The sequence below is a fragment of the Bradyrhizobium sp. NAS96.2 genome (assembly GCF_001908235.1).
Taxonomy (GTDB): Bacteria; Pseudomonadota; Alphaproteobacteria; order Rhizobiales; family Xanthobacteraceae; genus Bradyrhizobium.
Map to the genome: position 1 here is coordinate 42,355 of NZ_LGHK01000060.1, position 17,173 is coordinate 59,527.

A 17,173-nucleotide genomic window follows, 5' to 3' on the forward strand; every position below is an offset into this window, starting at 1 on the left:
AAATCACGATGTCGCTGATCCAGGAAACCGATTTCGGCACGCCCAAATCCAAATCCGAGACGATGGTCACGCTGACCATCGACGGCAATCAGATCACCGTGCCCGAGGGCACCTCGATCATGCGCGCGGCGATGGAAGCCGGCACCCAGATTCCAAAGCTCTGCGCGACCGACATGGTCGACGCCTTCGGTTCCTGCCGGCTCTGCCTCGTCGAGATCGAGGGCCGCGCCGGCACGCCCGCCTCCTGCACCACGCCGGTCATGCCCGGCCTCATCGTGCACACCCAGAGCGAGCGGCTGAAGAAGCTGCGCAAGGGCGTGATGGAGCTCTACATCTCCGACCATCCGCTGGACTGCCTGACCTGCGCCGCGAACGGCGACTGCGAATTGCAGGACATGGCGGGCGCCGTCGGCCTGCGCGACGTGCGCTACGGCTATGAGGGCGAGAACCATGTCTTCGCCAAATCTCACGGCTGCGAAAACGACAACTGGATGCCGAAGGACGAGTCCAATCCGTACTTCACCTACGATCCCTCGAAATGCATCGTCTGCTCGCGCTGCGTCCGCGCCTGCGAAGAGGTGCAAGGCACTTTCGCGCTGACGATTTCCGGCCGCGGCTTCGACAGCCGCGTCTCGCCCGGCATGAACGAGAGCTTCCTCGGCTCCGAATGCGTCTCGTGCGGCGCCTGTGTGCAGGCTTGCCCGACCGCGACGCTGACCGAGAAATCCGTGATCGAGATCGGCCAGCCCGAGCACTCGGTCGTCACCACCTGCGCCTATTGCGGCGTCGGCTGCGCCTTCAAGGCCGAGATGCGCGGCGAGGAAGTCGTGCGCATGGTGCCGTGGAAGGACGGCAAAGCCAATCGCGGCCATTCCTGCGTCAAGGGCCGCTTCGCCTGGGGCTACACCACCCACAAGGAGCGCATCCTGAAGCCGATGATCCGCGAGCGGATCGAGGATCCCTGGCAGGAAGTGTCGTGGGACGAGGCGTTGAATTTCGCCGCCGCGAAGTTCAAGGGCATCCAGCAGAAATACGGCCGCGACGCGGTCGGCGGCATCACCTCGTCGCGCTGCACCAACGAAGAGACCTATCTGGTGCAGAAGCTGATCCGCGCCGGCTTCGGCAACAACAATGTCGACACCTGCGCCCGCGTCTGCCATTCGCCGACCGGCTACGGCCTGTCGCAGACCTACGGCACCTCGGCCGGCACCCAGGATTTCGATTCGGTCGAGGACACCGACGTCGTGCTGATCATCGGCGCCAATCCGGCCTCGGCCCATCCGGTGTTCGCCTCGCGGCTGAAGAAGCGGCTGCGCCAGGGCGCCAGGCTGATCGTGATCGATCCGCGCCGCACCGAGATGGTGGAATCGCCGCATGTGAAGGCGCTGCACCTGCCGCTGATGCCCGGCACCAACGTCGCCGTGCTCACCGCGCTCGCGCATGTCATCGTCACCGAAGGGCTCGCCGACGAGGCCTTCGTGCGCGAGCGCTGCGACTGGAGCGAGTTCGAGGACTGGGCCGCCTTCGTCGCCCAGGACAAGCACAGCCCCGAAGCCACCGCGAACATGACCGGCGTCGATCCGAAGGCGCTGCGCGAAGCGGCGCGGATCTATGCCACCGGCGGCAACGGCGCGATCTATTACGGGCTTGGCGTCACCGAGCACAGCCAGGGCTCGACCACGGTGATCGCGATCGCCAACCTCGCGATGGTGACCGGCAATATCGGCCGGCCCGGCGTCGGCGTGAACCCGCTGCGCGGCCAGAACAACGTGCAGGGCTCCTGCGACATGGGCTCGTTCCCGCACGAACTGCCGGGCTACCGCCACATCGCCGGCGACGCGGTGCGCGAGCAGTTCGAGGCGATGTGGAACGTCAAGCTCAACAACGAGCCGGGCCTGCGCATCCCCAACATGTTCGACGCCGCGATCGAGGGCAGCTTCATGGGGCTCTACGTGCAGGGCGAGGACATCCTGCAGTCGGACCCGAACACCAAGCACGTGGTGGCGGCGCTGTCGGCGATGGAATGCGTCATCGTCCATGACCTCTTCCTGAACGAGACCGCGAACTACGCCCACGTCTTCCTGCCCGGCTCGACCTTCCTCGAGAAAGACGGTACCTTCACCAATGCCGAGCGCCGCATCCAGCGCGTCCGCAAGGTGATGACGCCGCTCAACGGCTATGCCGACTGGGAAGTGACGATCATGCTTGGCAAGGCGATGGGCTTCACGATGAACTACTCTCATCCGTCCGAGATCATGGACGAGATCGCCGCGCTGACGCCGACCTTCGCCGGCGTCTCCTACGCCAAGCTTGATGAGCTCGGCTCGGTGCAGTGGCCCTGCAACGAGAAGGCGCCGGAAGGCACACCGGTAATGCATATCGGCGGCTTCGTGCGCGGCAAGGGCAAGTTCATCCTCACCGAATATATCGCGACCGACGAACGCACCGGCCCGCGCTATCCGCTGCTGCTCACGACGGGACGCATCCTCAGCCAGTACAATGTCGGGGCGCAGACCCGCCGCACCGAGAACGTGGTATGGCACGCCGAGGACCGGCTCGAGATCCACCCGCACGACGCCGAGCAGCGCGGCGTGCGCGACGGCGACTGGGTGCGGCTGGCGAGCCGCGCCGGCGAGACCACGCTGCGCGCTGAAATCACCGACCGCGTGGCGCCGGGCGTGGTCTACACCACGTTCCACCATCCGGACACCCAGGCCAACGTCATCACGACCGACTTCTCGGACTGGGCGACCAACTGTCCGGAGTACAAGGTCACCGCCGTGCAGATCTCGCCGTCGAACGGTCCGTCCGACTGGCAGAAGGCCTATGACGAACAGGCACGCAACTCCCGCCGCATCGCGCCCGTCGTGGAAGCTGCGGAGTAGCGATGCGCGAGCCCGTCCACAAGGCGATCCGGAAGGTCTGGCGCGACAGCGTTTTCAGCGACGGTGCGCGCCTGATCCCGGAGGAGACGCCGCTGGCGCTGACCTATAATGGCGGCACCTATGCCGTGATGATGGGCTCGCCCGAGGACCTCGGCGACTTCGCCGTCGGATTCAGCCTGAGCGAAGGCATCGTGCAATCGGCCGACGAAATCGAGACCCTCGACATCGTCGAGCTCGACGACGGCATCGAGCTGCGGATGTGGCTCAAGCCTGACAAGGCCGAACGGATCGCCGAGCGGCGGCGCAACATCGCCGGCCCGACCGGCTGCGGCCTGTGCGGCCTCGATTCGATCAGCGAGGCGATGCGGCCCGCCGCGGTGGTGCCGGCGGGTCGCGTGTTCTCGCCGCGCGAGATCATGGCTGCGGTGGCAGCGGTCGCGCCGCTGCAGGAGATCAACCACCAGACCCGCGCCGTGCACGCCGCCGCGTTCTGGACCGCCTCGCGCGGCATCGTGGCGCTGCGCGAGGATGTCGGCCGCCACAATGCGCTCGACAAGCTCGCCGGCGCGCTGGCCCGCGACAAGGTCATGGCCAGCGACGGCATCGTGCTGCTGACCAGCCGCGTCTCGGTCGAAATGGTGCAGAAGACCGCCGCGATCGGCGCGCCGCTGATATCAGCCGTGTCGGCGCCGACGGCGCTTGCGGTGCGGATGGCGGATGCCGCCGGCATCACGCTCGCCGCGATCGCCCGCGCCGATGGATTTGAGATCTTTACCCATCCGGAACGCGTCACAGGCGCGGTGGCCGGCAAGGAGTCCGCTTATGTCGTCGTCGCCTGACAAACTGGTCTATATGGCGAACCAGATCGGAAAGTTCTTCCACAGCCAGGGGCACGAGCGCGCCGTGCAGGGCATCTCCGAGCACATCTGGAAGTTCTGGGACCCGCGGATGCGCAAGCAGATCTTCGCCCATCTCGACGCCGGCGGCGCCGGCCTCGAGCCCGACGTGCTCGACGCGCTGCTCAAGCTGAGACAGCAGGCGTAGCGAATAGCGCGCGACCTTCCCTCACCGTCACCCTGAGGAGCGCGCTCTTGCGCGCGTCTCGAAGGGTCGACGGACCGGCTGGTGGCCGTGCATCCTTCGAGGCTCGCTCTGCTCGCACCTCAGGATGACGGGATTCAAGCCGGAGATTGTCGCTAGACTAACCCACGATCGCGTTGAACACCCGGCGCACCTCGCTCTGCGTCTCACGCAGGCGCGCCTCCAGCGCGGAGAAATCCGGTGCATCGCCGGCGCGCGCCATGACGCGCCGCAGATCCTCGCCCGCGGTCTCCGGATTGAACTTGCCGGTGACGCACAGCCGCAGGATCTGCGTCAGGTCATGATACAGCCGCGCCGCCGAGCGCAATATCTCGGCCTCGGACTGGCCGAGCAGGCCGAGCTTGGCGGCATTGTCGAGCACTTGAAGCGTCGAGACGCTGAGGATCTCCGGCTTCGCCGAAGCATGTGCGAGCTGGAGATATTGCGCAATGAAATCGATGTCGACGAGCCCGCCGGCGGCGAGCTTGAGGTCCCAGACATCATCCTCGCCCTTCTCCAGCGCGATCGCCCGCCGCATGTCGGCAACATCGGCCGCGGTCGACGCCGCATCGCGCGGTCTCGTCAGCACGCTGCGGATGATCGCCTCGATCTTCTCGCGGAATTCCGCTGACGACGAGATCACGCGGGCACGCGTCAGCGCCATATGCTCCCAGGTCCAGGCCTCGCGCTCCTGATAGTCGGCGAACGAATCGATGCGCGAGGCGACCGGGCCAGCGCGCCCCGAGGGGCGCAGCCGCATGTCGACCTCGTAGAGCACGCCGTAATTGGTCCGGGTCGTGAAGGCGCTGATCAGGCGCTGGGTGAAGCGGGCAAAATATTGCGCACCATGCAGCGAGCGCTCGCCGTCGGAGTCCGGCGCCTCGCTGTCGAAATCGTAGAGCGTGATCAGATCGAGGTCGGAGGACGCCGTCATCTCGCGGCTGCCGAGCCGGCCCATCGCGATGATCGCGGTCTCCTGCCCCTTGATCCGGCCGTATTGCGCGGCGAACTGGTCGGTGACGAGGCCGTGCACGGTGTGCACGATCCCCTCCGCGACATCGGCAAAGGCCGTGCTGGCGTGCTGCGCCGACACCGTGCCGGACAGGATCCGCGTGCCGATCAGAAACAGGCTCTCCTGGCCGAACAGCCTCAGACGATCGAGGAAGTCCTCGTAGGACGAGGCATCCTGCAGCGTGGTCGCAAGCCGCTCCGACAGCTCCTTCTTGTCCGGCATCGCGCCGAAGAAGCGCGGATCGACCAGGCCGTCCATGATCTGCGGCTGCCGCGCCAGCATGTCGCCGAGCCGCGGCGCAGCGCCGAGGATCAGCGCCACCAGCGCAACGAAATCGCGGTTCTGGCTGAGCAGCGAGATCAGCCGCCCGCCCCGCTGCAGCGCACCGAGGAAGCGGTCGAATGCCGCCACCGCATCGTCCGGCTCCTCGGCATGCGCGAGGCCGTCGATCAGGCCAGGAATGAATTCGAGGAACGCCGCCCGCGTCGCCTCGACGCGCAGCGCGCGATAATCGCCCGCGATCCACTGCTGCACGGTGCCGGCCACCGCAACGGGCTTCTTGAAGCCGAGTTGAGCGAGATGTTCGATCAGGCGGCCGTCTTCCGGCCCGGCGCCATAATCGAGATCCGGCAGCTTCGCGGTGCCGGTCGGATCGTCGCCCTCGAACAGCTTGCCGTAGTGGTTCTGCACGATCTTGAGCTGACCGAGCAGGTCCCTGGCGAAGGCCTCGCGATTCTCGTAGCCGAAGAAATGCGCGAAGCGCTCGACGTCCTCGGGCGCTTCGGGCAGCGAATGGGTCTGCTCGTCGGCGATCATCTGCAGCCGGTGCTCGACCCGGCGCAGGAATTCGTAGGCCGTCGTCAGTTCGTCGCGCGCCTCGAAGGTGATCCAGTTGCTGTTGGCGAGCACATTGAGCGCCTCCAGCGTCGGCCGCACCCGCAACTCGGGATGGCGGCCGCCGGCGATCAGCTGCTGGGTCTGGGCGAAGAACTCGATCTCGCGGATGCCGCCGCGGCCGACCTTGACGTTGTGCCCCTCGACCGAGATCTCGCTCTGGCCGCGATAGGTCTGCATCTGCCGCTTCATGTCGTGGACGTCGGCGAGCGCGGCAAAATCCAGGTGCTTGCGCCAGACGAACGGCGCGAGCTCGGCGATCAGCGCCTCGCCGGCCTTGGGATCGCCGGCGCAAGGCCGCGCCTTGATCATCGCGGCGCGCTCCCAGGTTCGCCCCTCGCGCTCGTAATAGTGCAAGGCCGCGTCGGTCGAGATCGCGACCTGGGTCGAGGCCGGGTCCGGGCGCAGCCTGAGATCGACCCGAAACACATAGCCCTCGCCCGAGCGCTGCTGCAGCATCCGCGCCATCGCCTGGGTGACGCGGACGAAGAACGGCTGCGGCTCGATATCCTCGGCGAGCGAGGTCGCCGTGCGATCGAAGAACACGATCAGATCGATGTCGCTGGAATAGTTCAGCTCGCCCGCGCCCATCTTGCCCATCGCAAGCACGATCAGGCCCGAGCCGACTTCCGGATGCTCGGCATCGACGGCGCTCATCAGGCCGCGGGCGACCTCCTGCCGGAACAGATAGCGCAGCGCCGATTGCACCGAATTCACCGCGATGTCGGTCAGCGCCGCCGTCACCCGCATCACCGGCCAGACGCCGCCGATATCGCACAGTGCGATCATCAGCGCGGCCTCCGCCTTCATGCGGCGAAGCAAGACCATCACGTCGGCCTCGCTGCCGGCGGCGAGCACGCCGCGCGAGGTGGCCTCGATCAGGCCGGCCAGATGCGACTCCGGGTCGCATGACAGGATCCGGATCAACCGCGCGGCATCGGCCCGCGCGAGCTCGAACAGATAGGGCGAGAACTCGGCGATGCCGCGCAGGATGTCCCGTGCGAACGGATGCTCCAGCAATGCTGCGAGCGCGGCCGATTGCGCCGGCTCGAGCTCGGCGAACCAGTCAGTCAGGCGCTGATCGGCGGATTCGGGCGCGGCGACACGCGGTCCATCCGCGAACCGCGCGGCCAGACGGTGTCGATCCGCGTTTCCCGGCGCGGCGGCATTCATGCCGCCTTCTGTGGCACATCCTGCGTTTGAGCCGCAAGCCTGTCACTGCCGCCCGCCCGCGCGGGCAGCACCAGGGTGGCCACCAGCCCGGGATGGGCATCGCCGAACCGCAGTTCGCCGCCATGGAGCGTGGCGACCGCCGAGGCCAGACTGAGGCCGAGACCGGAACCGGGTAAGGTGCGGCTCGCCTCGAGCCGCACGAAGCGCTCCACCGCATGCTTGCGGTCGCGCTCGGGGATACCAGGACCGTGGTCGGTGACGCTGAGCAGGACCTGATCGCCCTCGCGCCGCGCCTCGATCAGGATCTCCCGTGCATCCGCCTTCATCGGCTCAACGCCCGCGTCGGGCTTGCCATATTTGATAGCGTTCTCGACCAGGTTGGCGACCGCCTGGCTGATCAATTCGCGGTTGCCGTGAATCGGCGCCGGCGCGGTCTTCACCTGCAGCGTCATGCCGTCGTCCTCGGCCAGCGGCTCGTACAATTCGTGGATGCCGTTGGCGACGTCGGCGCCGTCGAAATCGTCCATGTTGCCGCGCGCCTGGCCGGACTCGGCCCGCGCGATCATCAACAGCGCGTTGAAGGTGCGGATCAGCCCGTCGGATTCCTCGATCGTCCGCTCCAGCGCCGCGCGGTAGTCGGCCTCGCTGCCCGACCGCGCCAGCGCCTCCTCGGCGCGGTTGCGCAGCCGCGTCAGCGGCGTCTTCAGGTCGTGGGCGATGTTGTCCGAGACCTCCTTCAGCCCCGTCATCAGCGCCTCGATGCGCTCCAGCATGACATTGAGATTTTCCGCGAGACGGTCGAGCTCGTCGCCGCTGCGGCCGACCGGCAGCCGGCCCGACAGATCGCCCGCCATGATGCGCCTGGTGGTGCCGGTCATGGCGTCGATCCGGTGCAGCACGCGGCGGGCGACGAAGATGCCGCCGCCGATGCCGAGCACGACCACGACGAGGATCGACCATTGCGCGGCCTTGGCGACGATGCCGAACAGCCGCCGCCGCTCCTCGAGGTCACGCCCGACCAGGAGGCGGAAGCCGTTGTCCATCTCGGCGACCCGCACCAGCGCGCGATGATCGGTCTTGTCCTGGTCGTCGATCCGGCGATAGGCGGTCTCGCTCCAGCCCTGGACGCTCATCACGCCCGGCGCCAGCGAGCCGACATTGCCGGCCAGCGCCTGCCCGTTCGGCGCGGTCAGGAGATAGAGGTTGGCGCCCGGCCGCAGCGCACGATTGCCCATGGTGGTCAGCAGGCCGTGCAGGCCGCGGCGGTTATAGATGGACGTGATCTCGCCGATCTCGACGTTGACGGTCGTCGTGATCTGCTCGGTGATCAGCCGCCGTGTGTTCCAGGCGAAGTAAGCCAGCAGCGAGGCGGCGAACAGCGCGAACAGGAACAAATAGACCAGCGTCAGCCGAAACGCCGTGGTCCGGATCAGTTTACCGAATGCCGTCACGGATCATATACCCCGCGCCGCGGATGGTATGGAGCAGCGGCCGCTCAAAACCCTTGTCGATCTTGGAGCGCAGCCGCGAGATGTGCACGTCGATGACGTTGGTCTGCGGATCGAAATGATAGTCCCAGACATTCTCGAGCAGCATCGTCCGCGTCACCACCTGCCCCGCATGCTTCATCAGATATTCGAGCAGGCGGAATTCGCGCGGCTGCAAGGTCAGCTCGTCCTTGCCGCGGGCGACGCGATGCGACAGCCGATCGAGCTCGAGGTCGCCGACCTTGTAGGTGGTCTCCTCGGCCGGCCCGACATTGCGCCGCGACAGCACCTCGACGCGCGCGAGCAACTCGGCGAAGGAATAGGGTTTCGGCAGATAGTCGTCGCCGCCGGCGCGCAGGCCCTTGATGCGGTCGTCGACCTGGCCGAGCGCCGAGAGGATCAGGACCGGCGTCCGGTTGCCCTTGTCGCGCAGGCTGCCGATCAGCGACAGGCCGTCACGCTTCGGCAGCATGCGATCCACCACCAGCACGTCGTAATCGCCGGTTTCAGCCATCGACAGGCCTTCCTCGCCATCGGAGGCGAGATCGGCGATGTAGCCGACTTCACGGAATGCCTTGACCAGATAGTCGGCTGACTCGCGGTCGTCTTCGATGATCAGGATGCGCATTTGCGGAGCGGTGGCGGTCACGGGAATGGGCCCTCTGTCAGCATGGCGCGGCCGGCCTGCACATGCAAGACGACCGCGCATATTCTGTAATTTGAGCTGCCGCATGATCTGACCGGAAAACCGGTTTCCACTTTTCCGGATCATGCGGGTTGGGAAAAAGTGGGCGGTGAAGCTGGGGGACTCCACCGCCCTGAGACCTTCCGACGGAGGGGGGCATATTCCATCGAAAGGCAACATAGGGAGCGAGCAAGGGGCCCACCCCCCGGAAAGCGCCGTCGGCGGGGGCGACTAATGCCGGCGACGCTTTCCAACTCATAGATAGTTATCCCTTGGCCAGCGGCACTGCCACAAAGCGCGACGAACCGCCGCTCTTCACGCGCATGAGAACGCTGTTCTTGTTGTCATTGCGCGCCGCGGTGATCGCATCTCGCACCTCGCCGGCGCTGCCGACGGACTTGCCGGCAACCTCGAGGATCACGTCGCCTTCCTTGAAGCCCCGCTCGGCGGCAGCACTCTTGGGATCGACTTCGGTCACGACCACGCCTTCCTTGCCGGCGCCGGCCACGCTGTTGGCGGGCGCCACGGTGAGGCCGAGCTTCGGCACGTCGGTGCCGCGGGACGAGTTGCCTTTGTCGCTGTTGTTGTCGGTGTCAGCCTTGGCTTCCAGGCTGTTCGGCAACTGGCCGAGCGTCAGGTTGACGGTCTTGTCCTGACCCTTGTGCAGCACGTTCAGCTTCACCGCATTGCCGGGCGCGAGGCCGCCGATGGTGCGGGCGAGTTCGCGCGCATCCTTCACCGGCTCGCCATTGACGGCGGTGATGACGTCACCGGACTCGATGCCGGCCTTGGCCGCGGGGCCGTTGGCCTGCGGTTCGGCAACCAGCGCGCCTTCGGCCTTCTTCATGCCGAGGCTGTCGGCGATGTCGGACGTCACCGGCTGGATCTGGACGCCGATCCAGCCGCGGCTGACCGAGCCCTTGTCCTTCAGCTGGGCAACGACGCTCTTGACGGTCTGGGCCGGGATCGAGAACGCGATGCCGACGCTGCCGCCGGACGGCGAGTAGATCGCGGTGTTGACGCCCATCACCTCACCCGACACGTCGAACGCCGGGCCACCCGAATTGCCCTTGTTCACGGGCGCATCGATCTGGATGAAGTCGTCATACGGGCCGTTGCCGATGTCGCGGCCGGAGGCGGAGACGATGCCCGCGGTCACGGTGCCGCCGAGGCCGAAGGGGTTGCCGACCGCCAGCACCCAGTCGCCGATGCGCGGCTTGCTATCGGACAGCTTGGCAAACTGGAAGTTGGAGCCGCCCTCGACCTTGATCAGCGCGAGGTCGGTGCGCGGATCGGTGCCGATCACCTTGGCGGAATAGGTCTTGCCGTCATCGGTCGTGACTTCGACCTTGTCGGCGCCGTCGACGACGTGATTGTTGGTCACGGCATAGCCGTCAGCCGAGATGAAGAAGCCGGAGCCCTGGCCCGTCACCACGCCACCGCCACGCGGTCCACCGCGCAGGCCCGGGGGCAAGCCATCCGGACCGCCAAAGCGGCGGAAGAAGCGCTCCATCGGCGAACCCGGCTGGAACGGCGAATCTTCGTTGTTGCCGCTGTCGTCCTTCGCGACCTTCTCGCGAATGTTGACCTTGACCGAGATCACCGACGGCTTCACGCGCTCGACGATGTCGGCAAATCCGACCGGCTGCTGAACCTTCTTGACCTCGTTATTGACCTGCGCATGCGCAGGCGTCGTGAACAGGTCGGCCGGGTTGTGGGTGGGGCTGAGGCCATAGGTGGCGGCACCGAGGCCGGCCACGACCGAGGCCATCAGCGCAAGTTTGCGGGCAGAGAACAGCGAGCGCTTCGGCGCCTTGTAGGACGGAAGGGACGAGAGGTCGGGACGATCGGTCATGTGTTGAAATCTCCAAGGCCAGAATCACCGGTGCGGGGGCGGGCACCTGATGCAGCTGAACATGGGGTCATCAGCCTTACGGCGCGCTGGCTGCGGAATTAAACTTTTGTAATCGAGCAGATCAGCGCTGCGGCAGAATAGCGCAGCCGAATTAAGGGCTTAGAAAGGAACTAAAGCGGCTTGTCCGGCGCGGATTCGGACGCCAGCAGCCGTTCGAGGCGGGCTTGCTCGTCGGACGTCAGTCCGGGGCCGGAATCGCCCCCGGCGGCGACCGGATTGCCCTTGCGCCGGCCAAGGCGCCAGAGCGCAAGACCGCCGAGGAGAAGCGCCAGCGGCGGGGTCAGCCACAGCACCAGCGTATGCTCGTTGAGACGCGGCTTCAGCAGCACGAATTCGCCGTATCTGGCCACCAGGAAATCGATCACCTGGCGGTCGCTGTCGCCGGCCGAGATGCGCTCGCGGACCAGGAGGCGGAGGTCGCGGGCCAGCGGCGCCTCCGAATCGTCGATCGACTGGTTCTGGCAAACCATGCAGCGCAGCTCTTTGGAGAGCTCGCGCGCCCTCGCCTCCTTGGCCGGATCCGCCATGATCTCGTCGGGCAGCACCGCCCGCGCGGGCATCGCGCCGAGCATCAGGCCCGCCGCAAGAAGAGCGGCTGCAAGCGCGCGCGACCGCATCACTCGGCCGCCTGCAATGCGCGGGCGGCTGCCTTCGCCGGCTTCGGCGCGCCGACCCGCAGGCGGCGGTCGGATAGCGACAGCAAGCCACCGAACGCCATCAGCACCGGTCCCCACCAGATCATCAGCACCAGCGGCTTGTGATAGATGCGCACCGCGATCGCGCCGTCGGCGGAGGTGTCGCCGAGCGAGATGTAGAGCTGGCTTGCGCCGCGGGTCAGCAGCGCGGCCTCGGTCGTCGAGGCGCCGCGGGTGGTGAAGTTGCGCTTCGACGGCGTCATCACGCTGATTTTGTCGCCGTCACGCGTCACGGTGAATTGCGCGACCATCTCGCGGAAATTCGGCCCCTGCCGCGGGTTCAGGCCGTCGAGCCGCAACTGGTAGCCGGCGACGCGGGCGACGTCGTCCGGCTTCATGGAGCCGATATATTCGCTGTTCCAGGTGGTCTCGCAGACGATCCCGATCAGCGCGACGCCAAGACCGGCATGCGCGAAAGCCGTGCCCCAGGTCGCGCGCGGCAGACCGCGTGCGCGGCGCAGCGAGAGCGAGAGCGGAATCCGGAACAGCGCGATGCGTTCGGCGAGATCGCACAGCGCACCCATGATGACGAAGGCCGCAAGCCCGATCGCGAGCGGCGCCAAAGTCGCGCCGCCATAGGTCCACGCCAACACCAGGGCCATTGCCACCAGCGCAACGATGCCGGCGACCATCAGCCGCTGCGCCGCGCCGAGCAGATCGCCGCGCTTCCAGGCCAGCAGCGGCCCGAACGGCACCGCGAGCAGCAGCGGCACGAACAGCGGCGCGAAGGTGAAATTGAAGAACGGCGCGCCGACCGAGATCTTCTCGCCGGTCAAGACCTCGAGCGCCAGCGGATACAGCGTGCCGATGAACACCGTCGCGCAGGCGGTGGTGAGCAGCAGGTTGTTGAGCACCAGTGCGCCTTCGCGCGAGATCGGCGCGAACAGCCCGCCCTGCTTCAGCGCCGGCGCGCGCCAGGCATAAAGCGACAGGCTGCCGCCGATGAAGACGAACAGGATCAGCAGAATGAACACGCCACGGGTCGGATCGGTCGCGAAGGCGTGAACCGATGTCAGCACGCCGGAGCGGACCAGGAAGGTGCCGAGCAGCGACAGCGAGAAGGTCAGGATCGACAGCAGGACGGTCCAGACCTTCAGCGCGTTGCGCTTCTCCATCACCAGCGCCGAATGCAGCAGCGCGGTGCCGGCAAGCCAGGGCATCAGCGAGGCGTTCTCGACCGGATCCCAGAACCACCAGCCGCCCCAGCCGAGCTCGTAATAGGCCCAGTAGGAGCCCATCGCGATGCCGAGCGTCAGGAAGATCCACGCCATCAGCGTCCACGGCCGCACCCAGCGCGCCCAGGCGGCGTCGATCCGCCCCTCGAGCAGCGCCGCCACCGCGAACGAGAACGAGATCGAGAAGCCGACATAGCCGAGATAGAGCATCGGCGGATGCACCGCGAGGCCGATGTCCTGCAGCACCGGATTGAGGTCACGGCCCTCGAGCGGCGGGTTGGCGATGCGCAGGAACGGGTTCGAGGTGATCAGGATGAACAGATAGAACGCGCTGGCGACCCAGGCCTGCACCGCCAGCACATGGGCGCGCAGCGACAGCGGCAGATTGTTGCCGAAGGCCGCGACGAGGCCGCCGAACAGCGCGAGGATCGACACCCACAGCAGCATCGAGCCTTCATGGTTTCCCCACACGCCGGTGATCTTGTAGAGCAGCGGCTTCAGCGAATGCGAGTTCTCATAGACATTGGCGACCGAGAAATCCGAGGTGACATGCAGCGTCACCAGCGCCGCGAACGACGCCGCGACGAACAGCAACTGGGCGAGCGCAGTCGAGCGCGCGACGTTCATCAGCGCCGCATCGCGCCAGCGCGCGCCGACGATCGGCACGATCGACTGGATCAGCGCGAGCCCAAGCGCGAGCACCAGGGCATAATGTCCGCTTTCGGCGATCACCGCATCGCTCCCTGGGTCGGCGCCGCCGAGGCGCTCGGCATTGCACCCGGCCTGTTGTCTGACTTGGCGCCGTAATCATCCTTCCAGTGGCCCTGCTTCTTCAGGGCATCGGCGACGTCCTTCGGCATGTAGTTCTCGTCATGCTTGGCGAGCACGGTGTCGGCGCGGAACACGCCCGACGCATCGAGCGCGCCTTCGGCAACGACGCCCTGCCCTTCGCGGAACAGGTCCGGCAGGATGCCCTTGTAGGCCACCGGCAGCGTCGCGCTGCCGTCGGCGACGGTGAAAGTCACGGCAAGGTTGTCGCCGCGCTGGAGCGAGCCAGGCTGCACCAGACCGCCAAGGCGGAAACGCTTGCCCGGGCCGAGATGCTTTTCGGCCACCATCGACGGCGTCGAGAAGAACACGATGGAATCGCGCAGCGCGTTCAGCACCAGCCCCGCGGCGATCGCGAGCACGACGAGCGCGCAACCGATCAGTGTCAAACGCCGTTGCTTCCTGGTCATGGTCCATCCTTGCGCTCGATGCCGTCCGAAAACCGCCGCGCATTGCTCCGCGTCATGGGTTATCCATCCAGCCCGAGATTCTTCAGTCCTTCATTGAGCTGACGCAACCGGTCCGCATCGTTGGCGACAGCCTGACGGGCATCCGCGCGCGCGCTCATCGCTTTGTCGCGCTCGCCCATCACGAGATAGGCGCGCACCAGCCGCAGCCAGCCCTCGACGTCGTCGCCATTGGTCTTCAGCCGCGTCGCCAGCCGATCGACCATGCCCTTGATCATGGTGCCGCGATCGGCCTCGCTCATGTCCTTGGCCGCCGCGACCGCGCCGTCAGGCAGCGCAGGTGCGCTAACGCCCGGGGCGACGTCGGGCACACTGCCGCCGACTCGGACCAGCGCGGCCTGCACCAGCGGCCGCCACGGCGCATCGGATGGCCCCTTCGCCAGCATCTTCTGCCAGAGCGCAGCCGCGTCGGCCTTGCGGCCGTCCTGCTCGGCGGCAAGGCCGAGGAAATAGTTCGCCTTGGCGTCGTCGCCATTCAGCGCGACCGAGCGCTCGAACTCCGCCTTGGCGTCCGCGGTGACGACGCCGCCGGCGCTCCCCATCAGCGCCTCGCCGAGATCGGCGCGGCGATCGGCACTGTCGCCGGCATAGGTGATGGCGTTGCGATAGGCGCGGACGGCATCATCGTAGCGGCCGAGCCGCGACAGCACCGGCGCCAGCACCGTCCAGCCGCGGCCGTCGGTCGGGTTCTTCTCCAGATGGGCCTCGACCTGCGCGACGAGGTTGGCGAGCGGCTGGTTGGCATCGGCCACCCGGCTGCGCTCGGCGAGCGGGAAGTCGCCGAGACGCGGCGAGCCGAGCGCGAGGTAGAAGCTCGAAGCAATGACCGGCAATCCGACCAGGGCGACGATCGCGGCAGTGCGCCGCAGGTTGAGACTGCCCTGCGCCGGTTGTTCGCGTCCGGTCTGGTCGGCGGCTGCCAGAAGCCGGCGGCTGATCTCGATCCGCGCCGCATCAGCCTCGGCGGCGCCGATGATGCCAGAGGCCATGTCGCGGTCGATTTCAGCGAGCTGGTCGCGGTAGACCACGACCTCGCTGCCGCCGCTGTCCGTCCGTCCGCGGCGGCTGAGCGGCCACAGCACGGCAAAGATCGCCGCGACCGTCATCAGCGCGAACACAAACCACAGCGTCATCAAGCGGTTCCCGGATGGAACGGCGGCTTCAGATGAGCCGCCTTGGAATCGCTTTACACTACCGGCGGCGAGCCCGGCAATTGACAATTGCTGGATCGGGACAGGCGGCTTCCGGTGAACGTTCCGGCGGTATTGCAAGCACGTTTTCGGGCCAAGGCGCGCGCTTACCAAAATATCGAAAACAACCCTATGCAAAGCAGCCGGTTGCCGTCGCCGGCATCCGAATGCCGACTTGACACGTCGGGCAAATCAGCGCCACACTTCCATTATTCCGAAATTCATCGCTGGCGACGGGGCGCTTGTTGAATTGCGAACTCGACTTCCGCAGTGAGCGCCGTTGCAAATGCAACTTGGACTTTTCCGAAATCTTGTGGGTTCGATAGCTTGCACAGGATGTGAGATTGGCCCCCAAGGTGGCCGATGCTGTGATCCCTAAGCAAATTTACGATCTTATGCCCCCATTCAGTAATTTCCTGCATGTCGGGAGGCCACGGCAGCGTCGGCTCGAGGAGCTTTGACACGCTGCCCCGGTGCAACAGATCGCCGCTGCGTCCGTACAGGCTGATCAGGTCAGTCTTCGTAAGAAATCCAGAGATAACAAAATCTATGTGCGCGTGACCCGGCATTGGGTTGGTCACAGTAATAGGTTTAGGGTAAAAGTCCGAATGTAGGTGTTCGAGCCGTTTTAGAATATTCGTTGCGTTCCATTCTTCGTGAAGGCGCTTTCCCTTTACCTCAGGAATTTCGCCATGTGCGGTCAGGCAGGCCAGCGCAATTAGTTCGCACAGAATGCGCAGTTGCAGAAAGCCGAATTCCTGGAGTGCTGGGTTGGGTAGCTTAATGCTTCCCGCGAGAAGTACGTTTAGCCACTCAATTCGTTCCTTCACTTCATCCATGAGGGCCGAATAGTTATCAATCATTTGCTGTTGCGAGCGGCTGACAGTGATCATGACAAAGCCACCAAAAAAAAACTCAAGACGTAGAATTTGAATCTGACGCTTGGCAGCGCTTCGAACGCGACGTTGATGTCGTATCGAAAAGTCCGCCGCAGCGTCGAGCCGAAGAAGAAAAGGAGGCCCGACAAATGAACCGGGCCTCCAGACGAACGCCGCTACTGCTTATTGCAGGGCGGATTAAGGGCATTCCGCAGATCAGTTTCGATATAGAGCCGATTGGCACGGTCACCAGCAACACTGAGCGTGCTGATGTGAGTGGCCCCATGCAGGCGAATAGCGTTAAACGCATGATGGCTCTGAAGCTCATTGGTGAGCCGACGCCAGAGGTTGTCGGTCTCACCAACGTAAGTGGCAGTGTAGTTGCCGTTCCCCGTGTGACGGCAGAAAATATAGACGCCCGGGATCGACCTGTAGATCACGCCGACAGCGTCTAACTGAAACTCGTAGCGAGTTCCTGATGCGCCATTCCAGTAAATGGGAATGAACGGTTTAGTGACCAAATTAGAAAGAGGATTGTTCATCGTAGGTTTTCCACTCCGTGGATTTTGGAGTGGGCTTGACCTGAACGTCTCTGGGGAGTCTATTTGAAACCCTAAAGCTTGTGCCGTCCTAGCTCATACCTGCCCACCTGCAGCATGAGACTGGATTGGAAAGAGGCCACCTTGGATGCCAGTCCTTGGTGGCTTTTCTTTTTCCAGCGTCGCGTGGGATTGTGAGATACGCCAGTCACGCCCGTCAAGAACTAGTACGAGTTTTTGGATCAAACACTAAATATGGTGGAAAGAGGG

The 17,173-nt window shown here is 65.5% G+C and carries 13 protein-coding genes; 3 read left to right on the plus strand and 10 right to left on the minus strand.

What is annotated here, in order from left to right; translation table 11 throughout:
- Positions 1-8 precede the first annotated feature (8 nt).
- From fdhF to AC628_RS14510, 3 genes are read left to right on the plus strand one after another with little or no spacing between them, the layout of a single operon-like run.
- Positions 9-2,885 (plus strand): formate dehydrogenase subunit alpha, encoded by a 2,877-nt coding sequence (gene fdhF / locus AC628_RS14500; protein WP_074127477.1) that lies wholly within the window; start codon positions 9-11, stop codon positions 2,883-2,885.
- Between the two features lie 2 nt (positions 2,886-2,887).
- Positions 2,888-3,724, plus strand: coding sequence for a formate dehydrogenase accessory sulfurtransferase FdhD (gene fdhD, locus AC628_RS14505; RefSeq protein ID WP_074127478.1), 837 nt, complete (start codon positions 2,888-2,890; stop codon positions 3,722-3,724).
- Positions 3,708-3,929, plus strand: coding sequence for a formate dehydrogenase subunit delta (locus AC628_RS14510; RefSeq protein ID WP_074127479.1), 222 nt, complete (start codon positions 3,708-3,710; stop codon positions 3,927-3,929). Before fdhD ends, AC628_RS14510 begins: the two co-directional genes overlap by 17 nt.
- 157 nt (positions 3,930-4,086) lie before the next feature.
- Here the strand turns inward: AC628_RS14510 and AC628_RS14515 are convergent, their stop codons facing one another.
- The 10 genes from AC628_RS14515 to AC628_RS42895 all read right to left on the minus strand — a co-directional run bounded on the left by AC628_RS14515 (position 4,087) and on the right by AC628_RS42895 (position 16,906).
- Positions 4,087-7,044, minus strand: coding sequence for a bifunctional [glutamine synthetase] adenylyltransferase/[glutamine synthetase]-adenylyl-L-tyrosine phosphorylase (locus tag AC628_RS14515; protein WP_074127480.1), 2,958 nt, complete (start codon positions 7,042-7,044; stop codon positions 4,087-4,089).
- Complete coding sequence (locus AC628_RS14520; protein ID WP_074127481.1) at positions 7,041-8,495, minus strand: sensor histidine kinase; 1,455 nt, start codon at positions 8,493-8,495, stop codon at positions 7,041-7,043. Before AC628_RS14520 ends, AC628_RS14515 begins: the two co-directional genes overlap by 4 nt.
- Positions 8,479-9,159, minus strand: coding sequence for a response regulator transcription factor (locus AC628_RS14525; RefSeq protein WP_029878846.1), 681 nt, complete (start codon positions 9,157-9,159; stop codon positions 8,479-8,481). The genes AC628_RS14520 and AC628_RS14525 overlap by 17 nt, the downstream gene beginning before the upstream one ends.
- Positions 9,160-9,481: 322 nt before the next feature.
- Positions 9,482-11,071, minus strand: a complete 1,590-nt coding sequence (locus AC628_RS14530; protein ID WP_074127482.1) for a Do family serine endopeptidase — start codon at positions 11,069-11,071, stop codon at positions 9,482-9,484.
- A gap of 170 nt (positions 11,072-11,241) precedes the next feature.
- A complete protein-coding gene (locus AC628_RS14535; protein WP_074127483.1) occupies positions 11,242-11,748 on the minus strand; it encodes a cytochrome c-type biogenesis protein in 507 nt (168 codons plus the stop codon).
- Positions 11,748-13,733: a heme lyase CcmF/NrfE family subunit gene (locus AC628_RS14540; protein WP_074127484.1), complete on the minus strand. Its 1,986-nt coding sequence runs from the start codon at positions 13,731-13,733 to the stop codon at positions 11,748-11,750. Before AC628_RS14540 ends, AC628_RS14535 begins: the two co-directional genes overlap by 1 nt.
- The gene (gene ccmE, locus AC628_RS14545) at positions 13,730-14,239 is read right to left on the minus strand and encodes a cytochrome c maturation protein CcmE (protein ID WP_074127485.1); all 510 of its coding nucleotides are present in this window, start codon (positions 14,237-14,239) and stop codon (positions 13,730-13,732) included. The genes AC628_RS14540 and ccmE overlap by 4 nt, the downstream gene beginning before the upstream one ends.
- Positions 14,240-14,298: 59 nt before the next feature.
- Positions 14,299-15,429 carry a c-type cytochrome biogenesis protein CcmI gene (ccmI, locus tag AC628_RS14550; RefSeq protein WP_074127486.1) on the minus strand — a complete coding sequence of 377 codons (1,131 nt, stop codon included), beginning with the start codon at positions 15,427-15,429 and terminating at the stop codon, positions 14,299-14,301.
- Between the two features lie 278 nt (positions 15,430-15,707).
- The gene (locus tag AC628_RS14555; RefSeq protein WP_074127487.1) at positions 15,708-16,379 is read right to left on the minus strand and encodes a hypothetical protein; all 672 of its coding nucleotides are present in this window, start codon (positions 16,377-16,379) and stop codon (positions 15,708-15,710) included.
- Positions 16,380-16,540: 161 nt separating this feature from the next.
- On the minus strand, positions 16,541-16,906 hold the full coding sequence (locus AC628_RS42895; protein ID WP_143201604.1) for a GIY-YIG nuclease family protein: 366 nt from the start codon (positions 16,904-16,906) through the stop codon (positions 16,541-16,543).
- Positions 16,907-17,173 lie beyond the last annotated feature (267 nt).